The sequence below is a fragment of the Vibrio sp. 2304 genome, from assembly GCF_033339475.1.
Classification (GTDB): domain Bacteria; phylum Pseudomonadota; class Gammaproteobacteria; order Enterobacterales; family Vibrionaceae; genus Vibrio; species Vibrio alginolyticus.
Window position 1 is genome coordinate 19185 of record NZ_JAWOUQ010000019.1, and the last position, 15718, is coordinate 34902.

A 15718-nucleotide genomic window follows, 5' to 3' on the forward strand; every position below is an offset into this window, starting at 1 on the left:
GTGTACGCCAAAATGAGGATGAAAAAGAGGGTAAATCGATGTGTAGACATTTCCTCTTTAATCTTAGTCGTGAAATGGTCGCCTAGAGTTCTTATTGTGCTTGTTCGTTTGATGGCGATTTAGGGTTATTCATAAAGCGGAAAATCGCATCGAGCGCTTGATTACGATACTTGTCGGTCTCGAACAAGATTTCATGCTGTGCGCCTTCGATAGAAAGCAGCTCCGCGTGCGGGTTGGTTTTCCGCAATTTATCAATAAAACGCTTTTGCGCGAGATTGCTAACAATCCGATCGTTTCCGGCTTGGATTAGGATGACTGGTATTTTGACTTGGCGAGTTAATAAAAAGCACTGCTTAGCGGCCATGAGCCCTTGCCAAACCCAGCGAGTGCTTGGCCCACCGACTTGCAGTTCCGGTTTTTCCGTATATAGGTTTCGGAACCATTGGTAGCGGCCGTAACTTTGGCTAAGTGGGTTATCTTCAAAGGGCTTAGGGAAGTAGGCCTGATGTCCTGGTGCATAGCGTGGCAAAGTCGATACCGCTGACATAATTTGTGTGACCGGAATCGCTATTGGTGATAGGTACCATGGCAGGTTAATGCCAAACATGGGCGCACTTAGAATCAAACCAGTAAAAGGGTGTTCTGGGTGAGTTTGCAGGTAACGTGTGGCGATCGCGCCGCCCATAGAGTGCGCGATGATGAAGCATTGTTGATATTCGCTAAGGTCGTGTTTTTTTACGACGATGTCCATATCATCAATATAATCAGTAAAGTCATAGACGTGGCCCATATCTGAGTCAGATAATAAACGATCTGATAAACCTTGTCCGCGGTGGTCAAAGGAATAGACATCGAAACCTTGGCGGTAGAGATCGTAAAACAGCTCTTGGTATTTCCAGGAAGACTCAATGCGTCCATTTACGATGAGCACGGCTTTTTTATGCTCTGGGTTGGTTAGCTTGCACCAGTAAATGTTCTTTTTCTCAGTCCCTTTAACAAAGCCCTCTTGGCGAGTTTGCCAAAGTGCTGCGATCGGACCACCAATTGCTTGCTCAAATAATGTCTCTTGAGTATAAGTCAAAGGTGAATGGTTAGTCGCCATTAGTTGATTACCTGAAGATACGTTGTTTACGCGATGTATCATCGAAGAATTAGTGAGGAAATGCAATGGATACCCATGTCTGGTTAGCTTATGTAGTAACAGCAATCGTTTTTAGTTTGGCTCCGGGCTCTGGCACGGTGAACTCAATCAGTAATGGTTTGAGTTACGGTACCCGTAAATCACTGGGTGCCATTATTGGCTTACAAATTGGTTTAGTTATCCACATCGCGCTGGTGGGGGCGGGTATTGGTGCGCTTGTCGCGCAGTCAGCAACCGCATTTTCTGTCATTAAATGGGTTGGTGCCGCTTATCTGGTTTGGCTGGGGGTTCAGAAATGGCGCGACACATCAAGCTTAGTCGCAGCTGAAAACCACAACGAGATGTCAGGCACGGCGCTGTTGTACAAGGCAGTGTTGATTAACCTCACCAACCCTAAATCGATTGTTTTTCTGGTGGCGTTGTTCCCGCAGTTTATTGACCCGGCAAAAGACCAAATCACGCAACTGTTGGTGCTTGGCGTCACTACGGTCGTGATTGATGCGTGTGTAATGTTGGGTTACACGAGCTTGGCAGCACAAATGGGACGCTTTATTCGCTCCGATAAAATCATGGGAAAAATAAACAAAGTATTCGGTTCAATGTTCATGGGTTGTGGTGCATTATTAGCAGCTGCAAAGTCATAAGCCATTTATAGGTCCTTCTTTAGCATGAATACAACGTATGTCGCTCGCCAGCCGATCTTTAATCGAAAAAGACAGACGCTGGGTTATGAATTGTTGTTTCGAGACGGGGAGAGTAACGCATACCCTTCACATATTGATTCAAATCGAGCGACATACCGACTGATCGTCGAAAACTTCCTATCACTGGGCACTAACCCAGTGATTGCCTCTTCAAGATGCTTTATTAACTTTCCTCATCAAAGCTTGGTGCGACGTTTGCCGCGCAGTTTGCCGAAAAACAAAATTGTCATCGAAGTGTTGGAAACGTGCCAACCTACGGATGAGCTTCTTGATGCGATTCGTGAGTTTTATCGAGAAGGTTACTTGATCGCTTTGGATGACTTCACCCTAACACCAGAATGGCGTCGTTTTTTGCCATATGTGCATATTGTGAAGCTCGACATTATGGCGATGGGGCTCGAAAAGGCCTGTGAACTGGTCAAAACACACCTTGCCAAACGCGTCAAATACCACTTTTTAGCAGAACGTGTTGAAACCGCAGAAGAGTTTGAGCAAGCGAAAGCGGCTGGCTTTAAATTTTTCCAAGGTTATTTTTTTAGCAAGCCACTCGTCTCGCAGACTAAATACGTCAGTCCTGAGCAAGTGTTGGCATTGCAACTGTTTCGTGAAGTTTGTGCTCCTGAGCCTGACTTTACTCGTATCGAGTCCATCATTACGCAAGATGTCGCGTTGTCATATAAATTATTGCGTTTTGTAAATACGCAAGCGCCGAATTTGGCTGTCGAAATCAGCTCTTTTCGTCAGGCATTGATTTATCTTGGCCAGGATAACCTTAAGCAGTTTGTCTCTTTGGTTGTGGCATCGTATATCTCCAGTAACAAGCCTCGAGAGCTGTATCACCTTTCATTGCAACGAGCTCAATTTTGCCAATTGATGTCGCGCTATCAGCCATTCTCTCATCTCAACGAACAAGGTTTCATGGTTGGTTTGCTGTCGATTCTAGATGCGCTGTTGGATCTTTCGGTGGAATCTTTAGTTAGGCAGTTACCGCTTAGTCATTCAGTACAACAAGCGCTATTACATCGCAAAGGGGTTTATGGTGCACTTATTTCCCTCGAAGAGTGCTACGAGCGTGCCGATTGGTCAGGGGTTGAAAAAATCACGATGCAATTGGGGTTGCCTTTAGAGGAAGTGAAGCTCTCCTTAGGTGAAGCGGTTCGCTGGAGTCAAAGCATCGCGACTGCATAATTTCTGGTTTTATCTTTTATCTCTTTGAATCTCTCTCTTTACAATCAAGCTGTTCGTTAGATGTGAAACTTTTATGACGATGGACGGTTTCCTCTTGACGATATATCTTAATTAAATAAACATATACGCATATCCATATATAGGTATGTTCATTATGCTTCCACATCAGTTTTTTAAGCTGTTATCCGATGAAACACGCGTACGTTGTTTAATGCTCGTGGCCCGTGAAGGTGAAACTTGCGTTGGTGATTTGGCGTTTGCTCTACAAGAGAGCCAGCCGAAAGTTTCTCGTCATCTTGCTCAGTTACGATCCAGTGGCATCTTGGTGGATAAACGCCAAGGACAATGGGTGTATTACGAGTTATCACAGCAATTACCAGGTTGGATGCGAAAGTTAATTGAAGACTTAGTGGCATCAAACTGTTTGAAGCAGGAATACCAAGACGACATCACACGCTTACACGATAAAAGTCGTGAGGCTTGCTGTTAACAGCGAATAGAGATTCAAGGTAGAAGATTAGAGGGTAAAACTATGACAATTAAAGTAGGAATTAATGGCTTTGGCCGAATTGGTCGCTTAGCGCTGCGAGCGGCATTTGATTGGCCAGAATTGGAGTTTGTGTTAATCAACGATGTCGCAGGTGACGCAGCTACGCTTGGTCACTTATTAGAATTCGATTCAGTGCAAGGTCGTTGGCATCATGGAGTTCAGGTCGAAGGCAGTGAGCTCGTCATCAACGGCAAGCGTGTCGCCACGACTCAACAACGCGATATCGATGCGGTGAACTGGTCTGATTGTGATGTTGTGATTGAAGCGACAGGCGTACATCGCAAAACATCATTCCTAAATAAATACCTAGAGCAAGGCGTGAAACGTGTCGTGGTAAGCGCACCTGTGAAAGAAGAAGGTATCGCGAACATTGTGGTGGGCGTGAACGACCATATTTTCGACCCTGAAAAACATCGTATCGTGACAGCAGCTTCGTGTACGACTAACTGTATCGCACCTGTAGTTAAAGTCATTCATGAGAAATTGGGTATCGAACAATCTTCTTTTACGACCATTCACGACCTGACGAATACGCAAACTATTTTAGATGCGCCACACAAAGATCTACGCCGTGCAAGAGCATGCGGCATGAGCCTTATCCCGACTACGACGGGTAGCGCGAAGGCGATTGTCGAAATTTTCCCAGAATTAAAAGACAAAATTAATGGTCATGCGGTTCGCGTACCTCTAGCAAACGCATCGTTAACAGACATCATTTTTGATGTGAAGCGTGATACCACAGCAGAAGAAGTGAATGCACTGTTAAAAGAAGCATCTGAAGGTGATTTGAAAGGCATCCTTGGCTTCGAAGAGCGTCCTTTAGTTTCTATCGATTATAAAGGCGACCAACGTTCAACCATCGTTGATGCGCAATCAACCATGGTTGTGGGTTCTCGTATGGTTAAGATTTACGCTTGGTACGATAACGAAATGGGTTATGCAACGCGCACAGCAGAGCTGGTTCGTAACGTTGGTTTGGCTTAAAAAGGGGGTCACAATGTCTCATCCTACATGGCAATTAGATTTGGACTCCGGTGCTTTAATCTTAACACCGTGCCCAGGAACGAAAGGTGTCGATTTGCATGCGTCGTTAGAACAGTTGAAAGAGCAGGGTGTTCAAGCGGTCGTTACTGCATTAGATGATAGTGAATTAGCCGCGAAGAATGTCTCTGCATTGGGTGAAGCCACTCAGCAACTGGGTATGAAATGGTTCCAGATCGAGATTGAAGACGACTGCGCACCAAATGAAGAATTTGCGACGAAGTGGCAACAAGCCAGTCCGGAACTGCACGCGATTCTTGCTCAAGGTGGCAAAGTTGCGATGCATTGCATGGGTGGTTCGGGGCGCACAGGTTTGTTCGCTGCTCACCTACTCCTAGAAAAGGAATGGCAGTTAGAAGATATCGTGCGAGAAGTGCAGGCATTGCGCCCTGGTGCATTTACAAAACCTGTGCAAGTTGAGTACATCGAACGTGTGGCTCAAGACGCTTGATCAGCTTAAATAGCTTTTGGTTCATCATGATCCAAAAGCTAAATTCGAGCTTCTTCAGGATACGACTGTTTACAAAAAATGCCATTAATATTAACTAATCAATTGTTTTTAAAGTGTATTTTTCTCTTTATTGATGTTGGGGCATTTTTTGAAAATCACAGTAACATTGTATTGGTCAATGTTGCTGTACAGGTTAGGAAGTATTTAGAACATGATGATCTAAATGCTTCTATCGCTGTACATATGAGGTCAATATGATTTCTCAATTAAGCAAAAGTATTCGTCAGTACATGTTAGTGACGTTTAACTATTGGAACTTTACGGTGACCGATGGCGCACTGCGTATGCTAGTGGTGCTCTATTTTCATGACTTAGGTTATTCCACGTTAGCTATTGCCTCACTGTTCCTTTTCTATGAATTTTTTGGTGTGGTGACAAACCTGGTTGGTGGTTGGCTGGGCGCAAGGTTAGGCCTTAATAAAACCATGAACATTGGTTTAGCGATGCAAGTGTTTGCGTTGTTGATGCTCGCAGTACCAAATGCATGGCTGACCATTCCTTGGGTGATGGCAGCGCAAGCTCTGTCGGGGATTGCCAAAGATCTGAACAAAATGAGTGCTAAGAGCGCGATTAAAACGCTAGTACCAGACGAGCAGCAAGGGGCGCTCTACAAATGGGTAGCGATTTTAACTGGCTCGAAGAATGCACTCAAAGGAGCGGGCTTTTTTGTTGGTGGCTTGCTGCTATCTTGGGTGGGTTTTCAAAACTCGATGTTTATTATGGCGGGTGTACTTACATTAGTGTTTGTTTGCAGCATGATCTGGCTAGAAGCGGACATGGGTAAAGCTAAGAGTAAACCTAAGTTTCGCCAAATATTCTCCAAGTCTGAATCGATAAACATTTTATCCGCAGCACGCATGTTCTTGTTTGGTGCTCGTGATGTGTGGTTTGTCGTTGCTCTGCCTATTTATCTTGGTAGCGTGTTTGGCTGGGATCACTTGTGGGTTGGTAGCTTTCTCGCTACGTGGGTCATTGCTTATGGGTTTGTGCAAGGCTTTGCGCCGCGTATTACTGGCAAAGCGCAAGGTCGTGTGCCTGATGGTAGTGCAGCATTGGTGTGGGCAGGAGTCCTAGCGTTAATTACGGCTGGTATTGCTTATGGTGTGCAAATCGGTTGGCAGCCTGAATTGGTGATTGTGGTAGGTTTGATGATTTTTGGCGCTGTGTTTGCCATTAACTCTTCGCTTCACTCGTACTTGATAGTGAGCTACGCTAAAGGCGATGGCGTCTCGTTGGATGTTGGTTTTTACTACATGGCCAATGCGATGGGACGCTTGATTGGCACGGTATTATCGGGTTGGATCTACCAAGAGGCTGGTCTTGCAGCGTGCTTATGGGTTTCTTTTGCTTTCTTGGCACTGACGACGCTGATTTCAATTAAGTTGCCAAAAGCTGATGTTGCTACTGCGTAACTATCCCCAGTATCGCTATCTGTAGATGGTATAAATGGCTCCAAATCGGAGCCATTTTTGTTTCTTATGCGCCGTTTGCTGTAATCAGATTGTGTCGGTTTGGCATCGAGAGTGAATACTGATGCTTGGTTTTTGGTTCTCGTTAAGTGATTAGAGTGGTGATGAAATCCCCGTTGTAGGTCATTGTTGAGTTAAAAATAAGCAAAAACAGATTGTTAACCATTTCACTGGTTGAGATTTACCCTATGCTATAAACGATAAGCGACTCAACGTAGGGAAAGGTATGAGAGAAAGGGTTCTGTTTTTTGATTTATTGCGCTGCTTCGCAGCGGTAGCAGTGATCGCCATTCACGTCTTGGCACCGTATCGAAATGAGTTAGGAGTGATTCCATTTGACCAATGGCTGACAGCGGTAGGCGTGAATAGCGTAACCCGCTGGGCAGTGCCAGTTTTTATTTTGATCACCGGAGCGCTAATGCTCAGTGACACTCGACCATTTGACGGTAAGTATTATATCAAAAGGCGTTTGGGCAAAGTTTTAGTTCCATTTCTTATTTGGTCGATGTTTTATGCATACCTTTCAGGTTGGACTTCTCAAGGCTTTGATTTTGAAACCGTAAAAGAGGTATTAAGCAATAGCCCATTCCACGCAACGTATTACCATCTCGGCTTTTTCTATTACTTTATACCACTGTATTTTGTGATTCCGCTGTTTCAATGGATGGTACGCAACGTGGATGATAACGTCTTGTATACCTATCTCGCATTTTGGCTTTTCACCAGCACACTGTTCTTGTTCAAGATTGATGGCCCGTGGAGTAATCAGATGTGGCTTTATATGGGTTACCTTCCACTGGGGTATGTTTTATTTCAAAAGGTACCTTTGAATCGCTCTATGGTGACCTTATTTGTTGGGCTAGGACTCGTGGCGTTGGCAGTGACCTTTACGATGGTTGTGACAAATAGCTTAGAGGCGGAGAAGTATACGGTTGGGCGCTGGCTCTCTTATAAAACACTGAATGTGATTCTAGCGGCTTCGATGATTTTTATGATCGGGCGTTACTTTGGTGAAGGCTTATCACCAAAAGTACAAAAAGTGGTTAGTGTGATCAGTCAGCACAGCTTAGGGATTTACTTACTTCACCCTATTTTCTTATGGCCGATGAAAGAGTTCGGTTGGTACACAGGACATCCTGCGTGGGTGATTCCAGTCTGGATCGTTCTAAGTGGAGCTGGAGCCTTGGCGATGAGCTATCTCTTTTCTCGTTCTGCCAAGACTCGTTGGTTACTGCCTTAACGTTTGATAGCGAAGTGAAGGAACTTGTTGCCGCGATAGGTCAGTGTTCCCTTATCTCCAGGGTTGAGTGCATGGTAGTAATGCACTCCAATTTGGAATTCACGCTTTGGACCGATAGAACCACGTTGAACGTAAATCCAATACTCTTGATCGTCTTGACCTGGTGGTGCGTTTGGTATGTCTATCGCTTGTTTATCTAAAACCGTTACCTGCGCGCTTTGCTCTGGAGCGTCTTCGCCCACATAGTGCTTACTATAAAAACGGAAAAACACCCACGCGCCCAAGGCAATAAGGGCGAATAGGGCGACAATAAGTGAGATTGGCATATTAACCTCCAATGTTGTATCGGGTCCCATTCTACAGAACTCGCTGACGAAACGATGAGTTGAGGTAACTTATTCATAATCTAATGAAAGGGACATGAATTTTATTCGGCGCACTTCACGGTTTATCTCAATGGGGACGCGATGAAATCGTTGCTTCATCTGCAAGCTACGTCACTAAAGCTGAACTAAGCAGCTTTCACTTGTCTGGCTATATGCGCTCAAGGGCACAAATTGAAAGTAAAATTGCACTTAACGGCTCGAAAAAGCTCTAAATTTATAGAAGAATAAAAATAATGAACATAGGAAGGGTCTGGTAAGGAGGGTTACGATGTCAGATATTGAAAAAGTAGTCATGCGTACCCGAACGATCGAAAAACTTTTGCGTACTCAGTACCATGCAGAAGGGAAAGGGTTGCACCAACTTATTAATAGTTGTGAAGAACGTTTACCGCATGACGTGATAGCAAAGCTTCGATTCATCGCAACCGTGCGTAACAAAGTGGTGCACGAAGACGATTACAAGCTGGATGATCGTAAAGGCTTTATGGCGGCATGTGATGCTTGTGAAAAAGAGCTGACACCAAGAAGCTCTCGCTTTATTTGGCGTACAGCAATTTTGCTAATGACGTTGATTACGTTGGCCGCTCTTGGTTTCTACTATATGCACTGGGATATTTTGTCTAAGCACATTCAGTAGAGCTATACAGATAAATAAAAAAGGACGCATTTGCGTCCTTTTTTATTTTAAATCATTTGGTTAGTACATCATTGGCAGTGTCATTAAACCCACAACCACTGCAATCATAACCAGCCCTTGTTTTTGAGAAGATGAAATCATAACACTACCCCTTAATCTTTGATGAACTCGATGAATTTAATATAGCACTGTTTTTGGGGTTTGATCAACATATGCTCGTTAATCTTTTCAAAAACCACACTTAACTTGTCTGGTTTTACGTGATTCTGACTAATGAAACTATGTTTTTTGTGCTGTATTTAAAGTGTTCACATTGTTTTATTTCTATCATTTTTTGTTTTAAGTGTATGATTTTATAATGTTAAATGGTTTGTGATGTTGGCTTTGTAATTGTTTTTTGTTTCGAATGGTATGTTGGGTGTTTATTTTGTCTGTATTTCTCAAAAATTGAGAAAATTAAAAAATGTGCTATGAGGTTGCATCGTCAAATCGAAAGAATGGAGTGAGATTTTCTTACCTTATGAGAAAATATGGGCTTCAAAAGTGTTTAGTGATTTTATGGTTTATGAAGTCCGCACTTTTATCTGTTATTGAAATTATGGTTTTATTTATCATTGACTTACTTTTCTTGTCTGATGTTTTTTTTACTGAATTAAGGTCGGTTTTCTTAGTTTTTACCCCTAGTCATCAGTAGTTTATCCTCTCTTAGGGCGCTACCAAGACTATTTTCTATTTTGTGTCTGTTATTTATTCTTGTTGCCTGCATTACATACATCCTGGTGGTTTAATCGTCAGTTTGTGAAATGGCGGCTTACCTGGAGCACTTATCTGTTTTTCAGTTAAATAGTTTTAGAAAGCGTTGGTTATTGTGTCGTGTGATTTGATGGGTTCGGCTGATGAGCAAAGCTTGGCCCCAATGTTTAGTGGCATCATTAAGGCTCATCGGCTTTATTATTACGTAGGCTGAGGGTTACAAAATGTTTCGAATCGCTAGCGAGATCCAACTTTCGTAGATTGTGTCTTTACATCAAAACTGGTCTACCTAGACTAGCGGCGAGTTTAAGTAAAAGGTGTATACTGCATGTGGAGTTGGCTGGCGATAGGGCTATCAGGTGTGTATTCCGTGTTGGGAGCAAAGCAAGCTAACCCGACACAATCCCTCGTGTTTAAAATCTTTACTCTGCTACTTCTTCTTGTGTTGGTGTTAACTCAAGGTGCATCCGCAACATATACCTACTGGATTGCGGGTGGGCTTATTGTGTCTATGGTGGCAGATACGCTGCACTCGTTTAAAACTCGTAAGCTAATCTATTTTACGGCTTATCTGGTTGCCCAGGTATGCTACAGCAAGTCATTTTGGGTGCAGCTTAATGGTGAGATTGTCTGGTGGCTGTTGGCCCTGTTGCTTGCAGCGAGTATCGTGGCGTTCTTTTTGTTGCTACCTCAACTCGACTCTCTGGTATTCCCTGTTGTGATCATGGGGATGATGCTGGTTCAACTTGCTTGGGCAGCCGGTGAAGTTTGGTTACAAGTGCCGAGTTACGCCAATGCTATCGGCTTTAGCGGAACCTTAGTTCTCATCTATTCGGCGCTGGCATACGCGATACACGGTTATCGAAAACCGATGAAACACGCCTATTTGTGGGTGAGTGGCAGTTACTTTTTTGCTCATGCCCTCATTGTTGCCTCAATCATTTACTAATTTAAGTCAAAGCAGCTCTTGAGGATTTCAGTAAACTGAACGCATTGTTCTTAATAACTGGAGTCAATAATGAGTGAAATCCATGCTCACGAGCTGCTAAACCTACTTAGAGAAACACCAATGGATCGCGAAGCCCTCACACAGCACTTTGGCGCTAGCGTTCGCTTTCACACCTGTAAACTGAATGATCTAGACTTAGATGCATTACTAGCATTTTTGCTCAAGCGCGACAAAATTCGTGAGCTTGAAGGTAAGTTTGTGGTCAATATGGCGCGAGTTTGCAATCACTAAACGGCGGCTAAGATCGAGGGTGAATATGGTGTTTTCGCCCTCAGTCATATACTCATGTTGTCAGTTTGCTATACACTGGCCGCCATTTTTGAGGTGAGGCCAGAATATGGACATTCTTTCTGCAGCGACCATGCTGTTTCTAATCATGGACCCTCTCGGTAACTTGCCGATTGTGTTGTCTATTCTCAAACATATCGATCCCAAGCGTCGTCGTAAGGTATTGATTCGTGAACTACTGTTTGCCTTACTGATTTTGATGCTGTTTCTGTTTGCAGGACAAAGCATCTTAAGTTTTTTGCATGTCCAGCCAGAAACGCTCAGCATTTCAGGTGGCATTATTCTCTTCATTATTGCGATTAAGATGATTTTCCCGAGTGCTGGCAGCATCACTGGACTGGCAGCAGGCGAGGAGCCCTTTATTGTTCCGATGGCCATTCCTATGATCGCGGGCCCTTCAGTGATTGCTGCCTTGCTTTTACTGTCTTCGCAACATCCAGAGAAAATGTTGGAAATGTCAGCATCAGTCGTAATTGCGTGGGGCGCAACATTTTTTATACTGATGTTTTATGGCTTCTTTAATCGCTTGTTGGGTGAACGTGGCTTGAAGGCGGTAGAACGCTTAATGGGCTTGTTACTGGTGATGATCTCCACTCAAATGTTCTTGGATGGTGTAAAAAGTTACATTGGGTGACGAACGAAACGCAGAAAAAAAGCCGCTCACAAGAGCGGCTTTTTCGTATCTTAGCGATTACATCATGTGTTTACGACGAATATCGAGTAGGGCAAAAATACCAAAAATCAGGATTGAATATTTTTCCCAACTGCTCATTTTTATTTTGTCGCCAAATGCACCAATGAAGATGGCCATTTGTAAACCGTGCATGATGAACAAAAAAGCGGTCATGATGTAAAGCGCAATCGCGGCATTGCCGGGAAAGGGCATAAAAATATTTAGGATTAATACTAACCAAACAAAGGCGATAGCCGCTTTGGCCAGCATAATTAGTGCTTTCATTTAAGTATCCTTTTAAATCGAGGCGTTATGCGGAGGTACGTTCGTACAGACGATAGCTCACTTGGCCTGCTGTTTTTTCTCGATGTAATTGCCAGTTTTCTGGTAAGTCGGCAATATTGAGTTCTTTTTCTGTTTCAATATAAATCATCGCATCTTCCGCGAGCCAGCCATTTTGTTCTAGCAGAGCCACGGTCTCATCCAATAGACCTTTGCGAAACGGTGGGTCAATAAACACCACATGGTGAGCAGAACCCGGTTGCTTCAAAAAACTCAGTGCGTCGGTATTTACCACTCGGATGTTGTTCGCGTTAAGAGAGGCAACATTCTTTTGTAACTGTTGGAAAGCTTGTGGGTTTAGCTCAACCATGGTCACTTGCTCTGCTTGGCGCGAAGCTGACTCAAATCCCAAGCCGCCAGAGCCAGCAAACAAGTCGAGACATTTTGCCTGTGGTACATCTTGAGCTAACCAGTTAAACAGCGTTTCTTTGACGCGATCGGTCGTGGGGCGTAAGCCTTCAGCATCGTGTACAGGAAGTTTTCTGCCTCTCCATAAGCCACTAATAATGCGAACAAAGCCCGTTGTTGGCTTTTTTTGTGATGAGTTTTGCTGGCGACGTCTTACCATAGATTTTTTGACCGCTAATAAAGTGATACTATATCTAATCGCCCAAGCAATGAGCTTGGAGCTTGGATACAGCCCAGAATATTCAAGATGACAGAGTGTAACACTAATAAGATTAGAATTACCTAATCGGAAAGTTTTCAGAACTTTGTCATTAGCCTTTTTTAGACAGATAATAATCTTGTCAAAAAAGAGTCATTAATAGATAAAAGAACAATCTAGGATAGCCCCAGATGACGGAAAAAAAGAAGCGCGGATTACTTTCGTGGCTAGGTTTTGGTGACGAAGAACAAAGCCCAAAACCAAAAACTGAAGAAACAGTAAAAGAAGAAGCAGTGGAAGCGCCTTCTGAAGAGCAGCAAACCGAAGCGGTTGCTGAGCAAGCGGAAGCTACGCTAGAACTTGAAGAAGAAGCGAAACAATCAGAGGCTGCCCCAGCAGAAGCAGAAGCAGAAGCAGAAGCAGAAGCAGAAGCAGAGGAGCCAGAAGTCGTATCGGCCGCGCCTCGTGTTCAAGAACAAGAAAAGCCAACAGAAAGCTTTTTTGCTCGTCTTAAACGCAGCCTAAGCCGAACAAAAGCAAATATTGGTGCTGGCTTCTTCGGTCTGTTCAGCGGTAAGAAAATCGATGAAGACTTATTTGAAGAGCTAGAAGAGCAACTGCTTATTGCTGATGTGGGCATGAATACCACAACAAAAATTATCAACAACCTGACAGAAAAAGCCACACGTGGCGATCTGAAAGACGGCGAAGCCCTTTATGGTTTGTTGAAAGAAGAAATGGCTGAGATTCTTTCTAAAGTCGAACAGCCACTAGAAATCGATAGCAACAAAACGCCTTACGTCATCTTGATGGTGGGTGTAAATGGCGTGGGTAAAACCACGACCATCGGTAAGCTAGCGAAGCAGTTCCAAACTCAAGGCAAAAAAGTGATGCTTGCAGCGGGAGATACTTTCCGTGCCGCAGCGGTTGAGCAGCTACAAGTGTGGGGTGAACGTAATAATGTTCCTGTGATTGCTCAACATACTGGCGCAGACAGTGCCTCTGTTATCTATGATGCGATTGAAGCGGCAAAAGCACGTGGTGTGGATGTGGTGATTGCTGATACAGCAGGTCGTCTACAGAACAAAGCGAACCTAATGGAAGAGCTGCGTAAGATTGTACGTGTGATGAAGAAAATTGATGACTCTGCACCACATGAGATCATGCTAACGCTTGACGCAGGTACAGGACAAAATGCCATTAGCCAAGCGAAACTTTTCAGTGATGTTGCCCCTCTAACCGGGATTACTTTGACTAAGCTGGATGGTACAGCCAAGGGCGGCGTAATTTTCGCTATTGCTGATCAGTTCGGTATTCCAATTCGTTACATTGGTGTGGGTGAAGGTATCGAAGACTTGCGTCCATTTGAAACTCAAGAGTTTATTGACGCACTGTTTAGTCGTGAAGAATAAAAAGAGTTAGAGGAAATCAACGGTGATCAAATTTCAGCAAGTAAGCAAAGCTTACCGAGGTGGTCGACAAGCACTGCAAAAAGTCGATTTTCACCTGAGGCGCGGTGAAATGGCGTTTTTAGGCGGACATTCCGGGGCTGGTAAAAGTACCTTGCTGAAATTGATCTGCGCGATAGAGCGACCAACCGATGGCAAAATCCATTTTAATGGCCACGATATCACGCGTATTCCAGGCAAAGACATCCCTTTTTTGCGCCGCAATATTGGGATTGTTTTTCAAGATCATCGCCTATTGATGGATCGCAGTGTGTACGACAATGTCGCTCTGCCAATGCGTATCGAATCGATTTCTGAAAACGAAATCAAACGCCGTGTTTCTGCGGCGTTAGATAAAACGGGCTTACTCGATAAAGCTCGTTGTCTACCTAGTCAACTTTCTGGTGGTGAGCAACAGCGCGTCGGTATTGCCCGTGCTGTGGTTAATCGACCAACGTTGCTGGTGGCTGATGAGCCTACGGGTAACCTTGACCCAGAATTATCCAACCGTGTGTTGCGTCTATTCGAAGAATTTAACCGTGCGGGCGTGACAATCTTACTTGCCACGCACGATGTGGGGTTAGTAAACACTCGCCCACAGTATCGTCATTTTGAATTGAACCAAGGCTTCCTAAGTGAGGTAGAAGACTATGGCAGGTAACAAGCACTCCCAAAAGAAGGGGAAAGGCCGCAGTGCCAAGCGTGCGAATACCGATGGTTTTTTCTCTGTCCACGCAAAACAAGCTAAATCCTCTTTTAGCGCCTTATGGCAACGACCACTAGGCAACATTCTGACCCTAGCGGTCATCTCCATGGCACTTGCCATGCCAGCTTGTTTGTATCTATTGGGGAAAAACGTTGCGGGGGCAGCGGAAGATGTCGCTTCTCCTTCACAAGTTAGTGCTTACTTAGTTGAAGGCATGCCGGATGCACGAGTGATGGTTCTCAAAGATCAAATTGAAACTTGGCCTTTGGTAAAAGAGGTAGAATATATTTCACCGCAACAAGGTCTATCTGATTTAAGCCAATATGCAGGGTTCGACCAAGCTATCAGCCTTTTAAGTGGCTATGCGCTACCTGGTGTGTTGGTGATTACGCCAGATTCGGAGCTAAAAAGTGATATTCAGTCATTAGCCAAAGACGTTCGAGAGCAACAAGATGTGACCGACGTGAGACTTGACGAAGACTGGCTGGCGCGTCTTGATGCCATCAAAACTCTCGCGAGTATTATTGTCATTACCCTGACAGTACTGATGCTCGGTGCGGTATTTTTAATCGTTGGCAATACATTGCGATTTAATGTGCTGGCGAATAAAGAAGAGATTCAAACCATGAAACTGATCGGTGCGACGGACAGTTTCATTCTGCGCCCTTACTTGTACACAGGTATGTGGTTTGGCGTGTTAGGTGCCACTATTGCGTGGTTGGTAACGGCTTTAGTGACCATTGTCATGAATAGTGCGGTGGAAGACCTTGCTGCGTTGTACGATAGCCAGTTCCGCCTGATTGGTCTAAGTTGGGATGAATCTTTGTTACTAATCATCATTGGGAGTCTTTTGGGATGTATTGCGGCGCGCTTTTCTGCGCAACGACATTTAAAAGAAATTGAACCAGTTTAAGTGATGGCGGTCTTATTACTTGGATTTCATTAGCACTAGCTAATTTTGAACCCTTGCTTAGACCAAATGTTTATGGATAATTGCTTCCCCTTCTTGAAACTTGTTCATTTTG

18 protein-coding genes are annotated in these 15718 nt (G+C 44.1%); 14 read left to right on the forward strand and 4 right to left on the reverse strand.

The genetic code is table 11. The features are described 5' to 3' along the window. Window positions 1-91: 91 nt before the first annotated feature. Window positions 92-1102 carry an alpha/beta fold hydrolase gene (locus R7P64_RS22450; protein ID WP_213973545.1) on the reverse strand — a complete coding sequence of 337 codons (1011 nt, stop codon included), beginning with the start codon at window positions 1100-1102 and terminating at the stop codon, window positions 92-94. Window positions 1103-1167: 65 nt separating this feature from the next. On the opposite strand from R7P64_RS22450, the gene rhtB reads away from it, so the two are divergent. From rhtB to R7P64_RS22485, 7 genes are all read left to right on the forward strand, one after another. Continuing rightward, window positions 1168-1785, forward strand: a complete 618-nt coding sequence (gene rhtB, locus R7P64_RS22455) for a homoserine/homoserine lactone efflux protein (protein WP_054729573.1) — start codon at window positions 1168-1170, stop codon at window positions 1783-1785. Between the two features lie 24 nt (window positions 1786-1809). Then, window positions 1810-3033 (forward strand): EAL and HDOD domain-containing protein, encoded by a 1224-nt coding sequence (locus R7P64_RS22460; protein WP_053304474.1) that lies wholly within the window; start codon window positions 1810-1812, stop codon window positions 3031-3033. Between the two features lie 154 nt (window positions 3034-3187). After that, on the forward strand, window positions 3188-3523 hold the full coding sequence (locus R7P64_RS22465) for a metalloregulator ArsR/SmtB family transcription factor (RefSeq protein WP_005378730.1): 336 nt from the start codon (window positions 3188-3190) through the stop codon (window positions 3521-3523). Window positions 3524-3565: 42 nt separating this feature from the next. Further along, window positions 3566-4567, forward strand: a complete 1002-nt coding sequence (locus tag R7P64_RS22470) for an ArsJ-associated glyceraldehyde-3-phosphate dehydrogenase (protein WP_005383630.1) — start codon at window positions 3566-3568, stop codon at window positions 4565-4567. A 13-nt stretch (window positions 4568-4580) separates the two neighbouring features. Next, entirely contained in the window at window positions 4581-5075 is a 495-nt protein-coding gene (locus tag R7P64_RS22475) for a cyclin-dependent kinase inhibitor 3 family protein (protein WP_005383629.1), read from the forward strand. 254 nt (window positions 5076-5329) lie between these two features. After that, window positions 5330-6547, forward strand: coding sequence for an organoarsenical effux MFS transporter ArsJ (gene arsJ / locus R7P64_RS22480; protein ID WP_017636081.1), 1218 nt, complete (start codon window positions 5330-5332; stop codon window positions 6545-6547). 283 nt (window positions 6548-6830) lie between these two features. After that, window positions 6831-7844: an acyltransferase gene (locus R7P64_RS22485; protein WP_017636080.1), complete on the forward strand. Its 1014-nt coding sequence runs from the start codon at window positions 6831-6833 to the stop codon at window positions 7842-7844. On the opposite strand, the gene R7P64_RS22490 is transcribed toward R7P64_RS22485, so the two are convergent. Further along, window positions 7841-8170, reverse strand: coding sequence for a DUF2500 domain-containing protein (locus tag R7P64_RS22490; RefSeq protein ID WP_005389668.1), 330 nt, complete (start codon window positions 8168-8170; stop codon window positions 7841-7843). The two genes, R7P64_RS22485 and R7P64_RS22490, sit on opposite strands and share 4 nt — an antisense overlap. A 328-nt stretch (window positions 8171-8498) precedes the next feature. Here R7P64_RS22490 and R7P64_RS22495 point away from each other — a divergent pair, with 328 nt between their 5' ends. From R7P64_RS22495 to R7P64_RS22510, 4 genes are all read left to right on the forward strand, one after another. Then, window positions 8499-8867, forward strand: coding sequence for a hypothetical protein (locus R7P64_RS22495; RefSeq protein WP_005378717.1), 369 nt, complete (start codon window positions 8499-8501; stop codon window positions 8865-8867). 1081 nt (window positions 8868-9948) lie between these two features. Continuing rightward, a complete protein-coding gene (locus R7P64_RS22500; protein WP_005389670.1) occupies window positions 9949-10569 on the forward strand; it encodes a lysoplasmalogenase in 621 nt (206 codons plus the stop codon). A gap of 69 nt (window positions 10570-10638) precedes the next feature. After that, entirely contained in the window at window positions 10639-10860 is a 222-nt protein-coding gene (locus R7P64_RS22505) for a YecH family metal-binding protein (protein WP_005378711.1), read from the forward strand. Window positions 10861-10966: 106 nt separating this feature from the next. Further along, window positions 10967-11551: a YhgN family NAAT transporter gene (locus R7P64_RS22510; protein ID WP_005389671.1), complete on the forward strand. Its 585-nt coding sequence runs from the start codon at window positions 10967-10969 to the stop codon at window positions 11549-11551. A gap of 57 nt (window positions 11552-11608) precedes the next feature. Here R7P64_RS22510 and R7P64_RS22515 read toward each other — a convergent pair whose 3' ends face one another. Both R7P64_RS22515 and rsmD read right to left on the reverse strand, forming a co-directional pair. After that, window positions 11609-11875, reverse strand: coding sequence for a DUF1145 domain-containing protein (locus R7P64_RS22515; RefSeq protein WP_005378704.1), 267 nt, complete (start codon window positions 11873-11875; stop codon window positions 11609-11611). A gap of 25 nt (window positions 11876-11900) precedes the next feature. Beyond that, window positions 11901-12500, reverse strand: a complete 600-nt coding sequence (gene rsmD / locus R7P64_RS22520) for a 16S rRNA (guanine(966)-N(2))-methyltransferase RsmD (RefSeq protein ID WP_318119249.1) — start codon at window positions 12498-12500, stop codon at window positions 11901-11903. Between the two features lie 230 nt (window positions 12501-12730). Between rsmD and ftsY the strand changes: the two genes are divergently transcribed. The 3 genes from ftsY to ftsX are packed head-to-tail and all read left to right on the forward strand — an operon-like array spanning window position 12731 to window position 15606. Further along, window positions 12731-13951 carry a signal recognition particle-docking protein FtsY gene (gene ftsY / locus R7P64_RS22525; RefSeq protein WP_318123995.1) on the forward strand — a complete coding sequence of 407 codons (1221 nt, stop codon included), beginning with the start codon at window positions 12731-12733 and terminating at the stop codon, window positions 13949-13951. A 22-nt stretch (window positions 13952-13973) separates the two neighbouring features. Beyond that, the gene (gene ftsE / locus R7P64_RS22530) at window positions 13974-14648 is read left to right on the forward strand and encodes a cell division ATP-binding protein FtsE (RefSeq protein ID WP_005378697.1); all 675 of its coding nucleotides are present in this window, start codon (window positions 13974-13976) and stop codon (window positions 14646-14648) included. Continuing rightward, window positions 14638-15606: a permease-like cell division protein FtsX gene (gene ftsX, locus R7P64_RS22535; protein ID WP_005378695.1), complete on the forward strand. Its 969-nt coding sequence runs from the start codon at window positions 14638-14640 to the stop codon at window positions 15604-15606. Before ftsE ends, ftsX begins: the two co-directional genes overlap by 11 nt. Window positions 15607-15718: the final 112 nt, after the last annotated feature.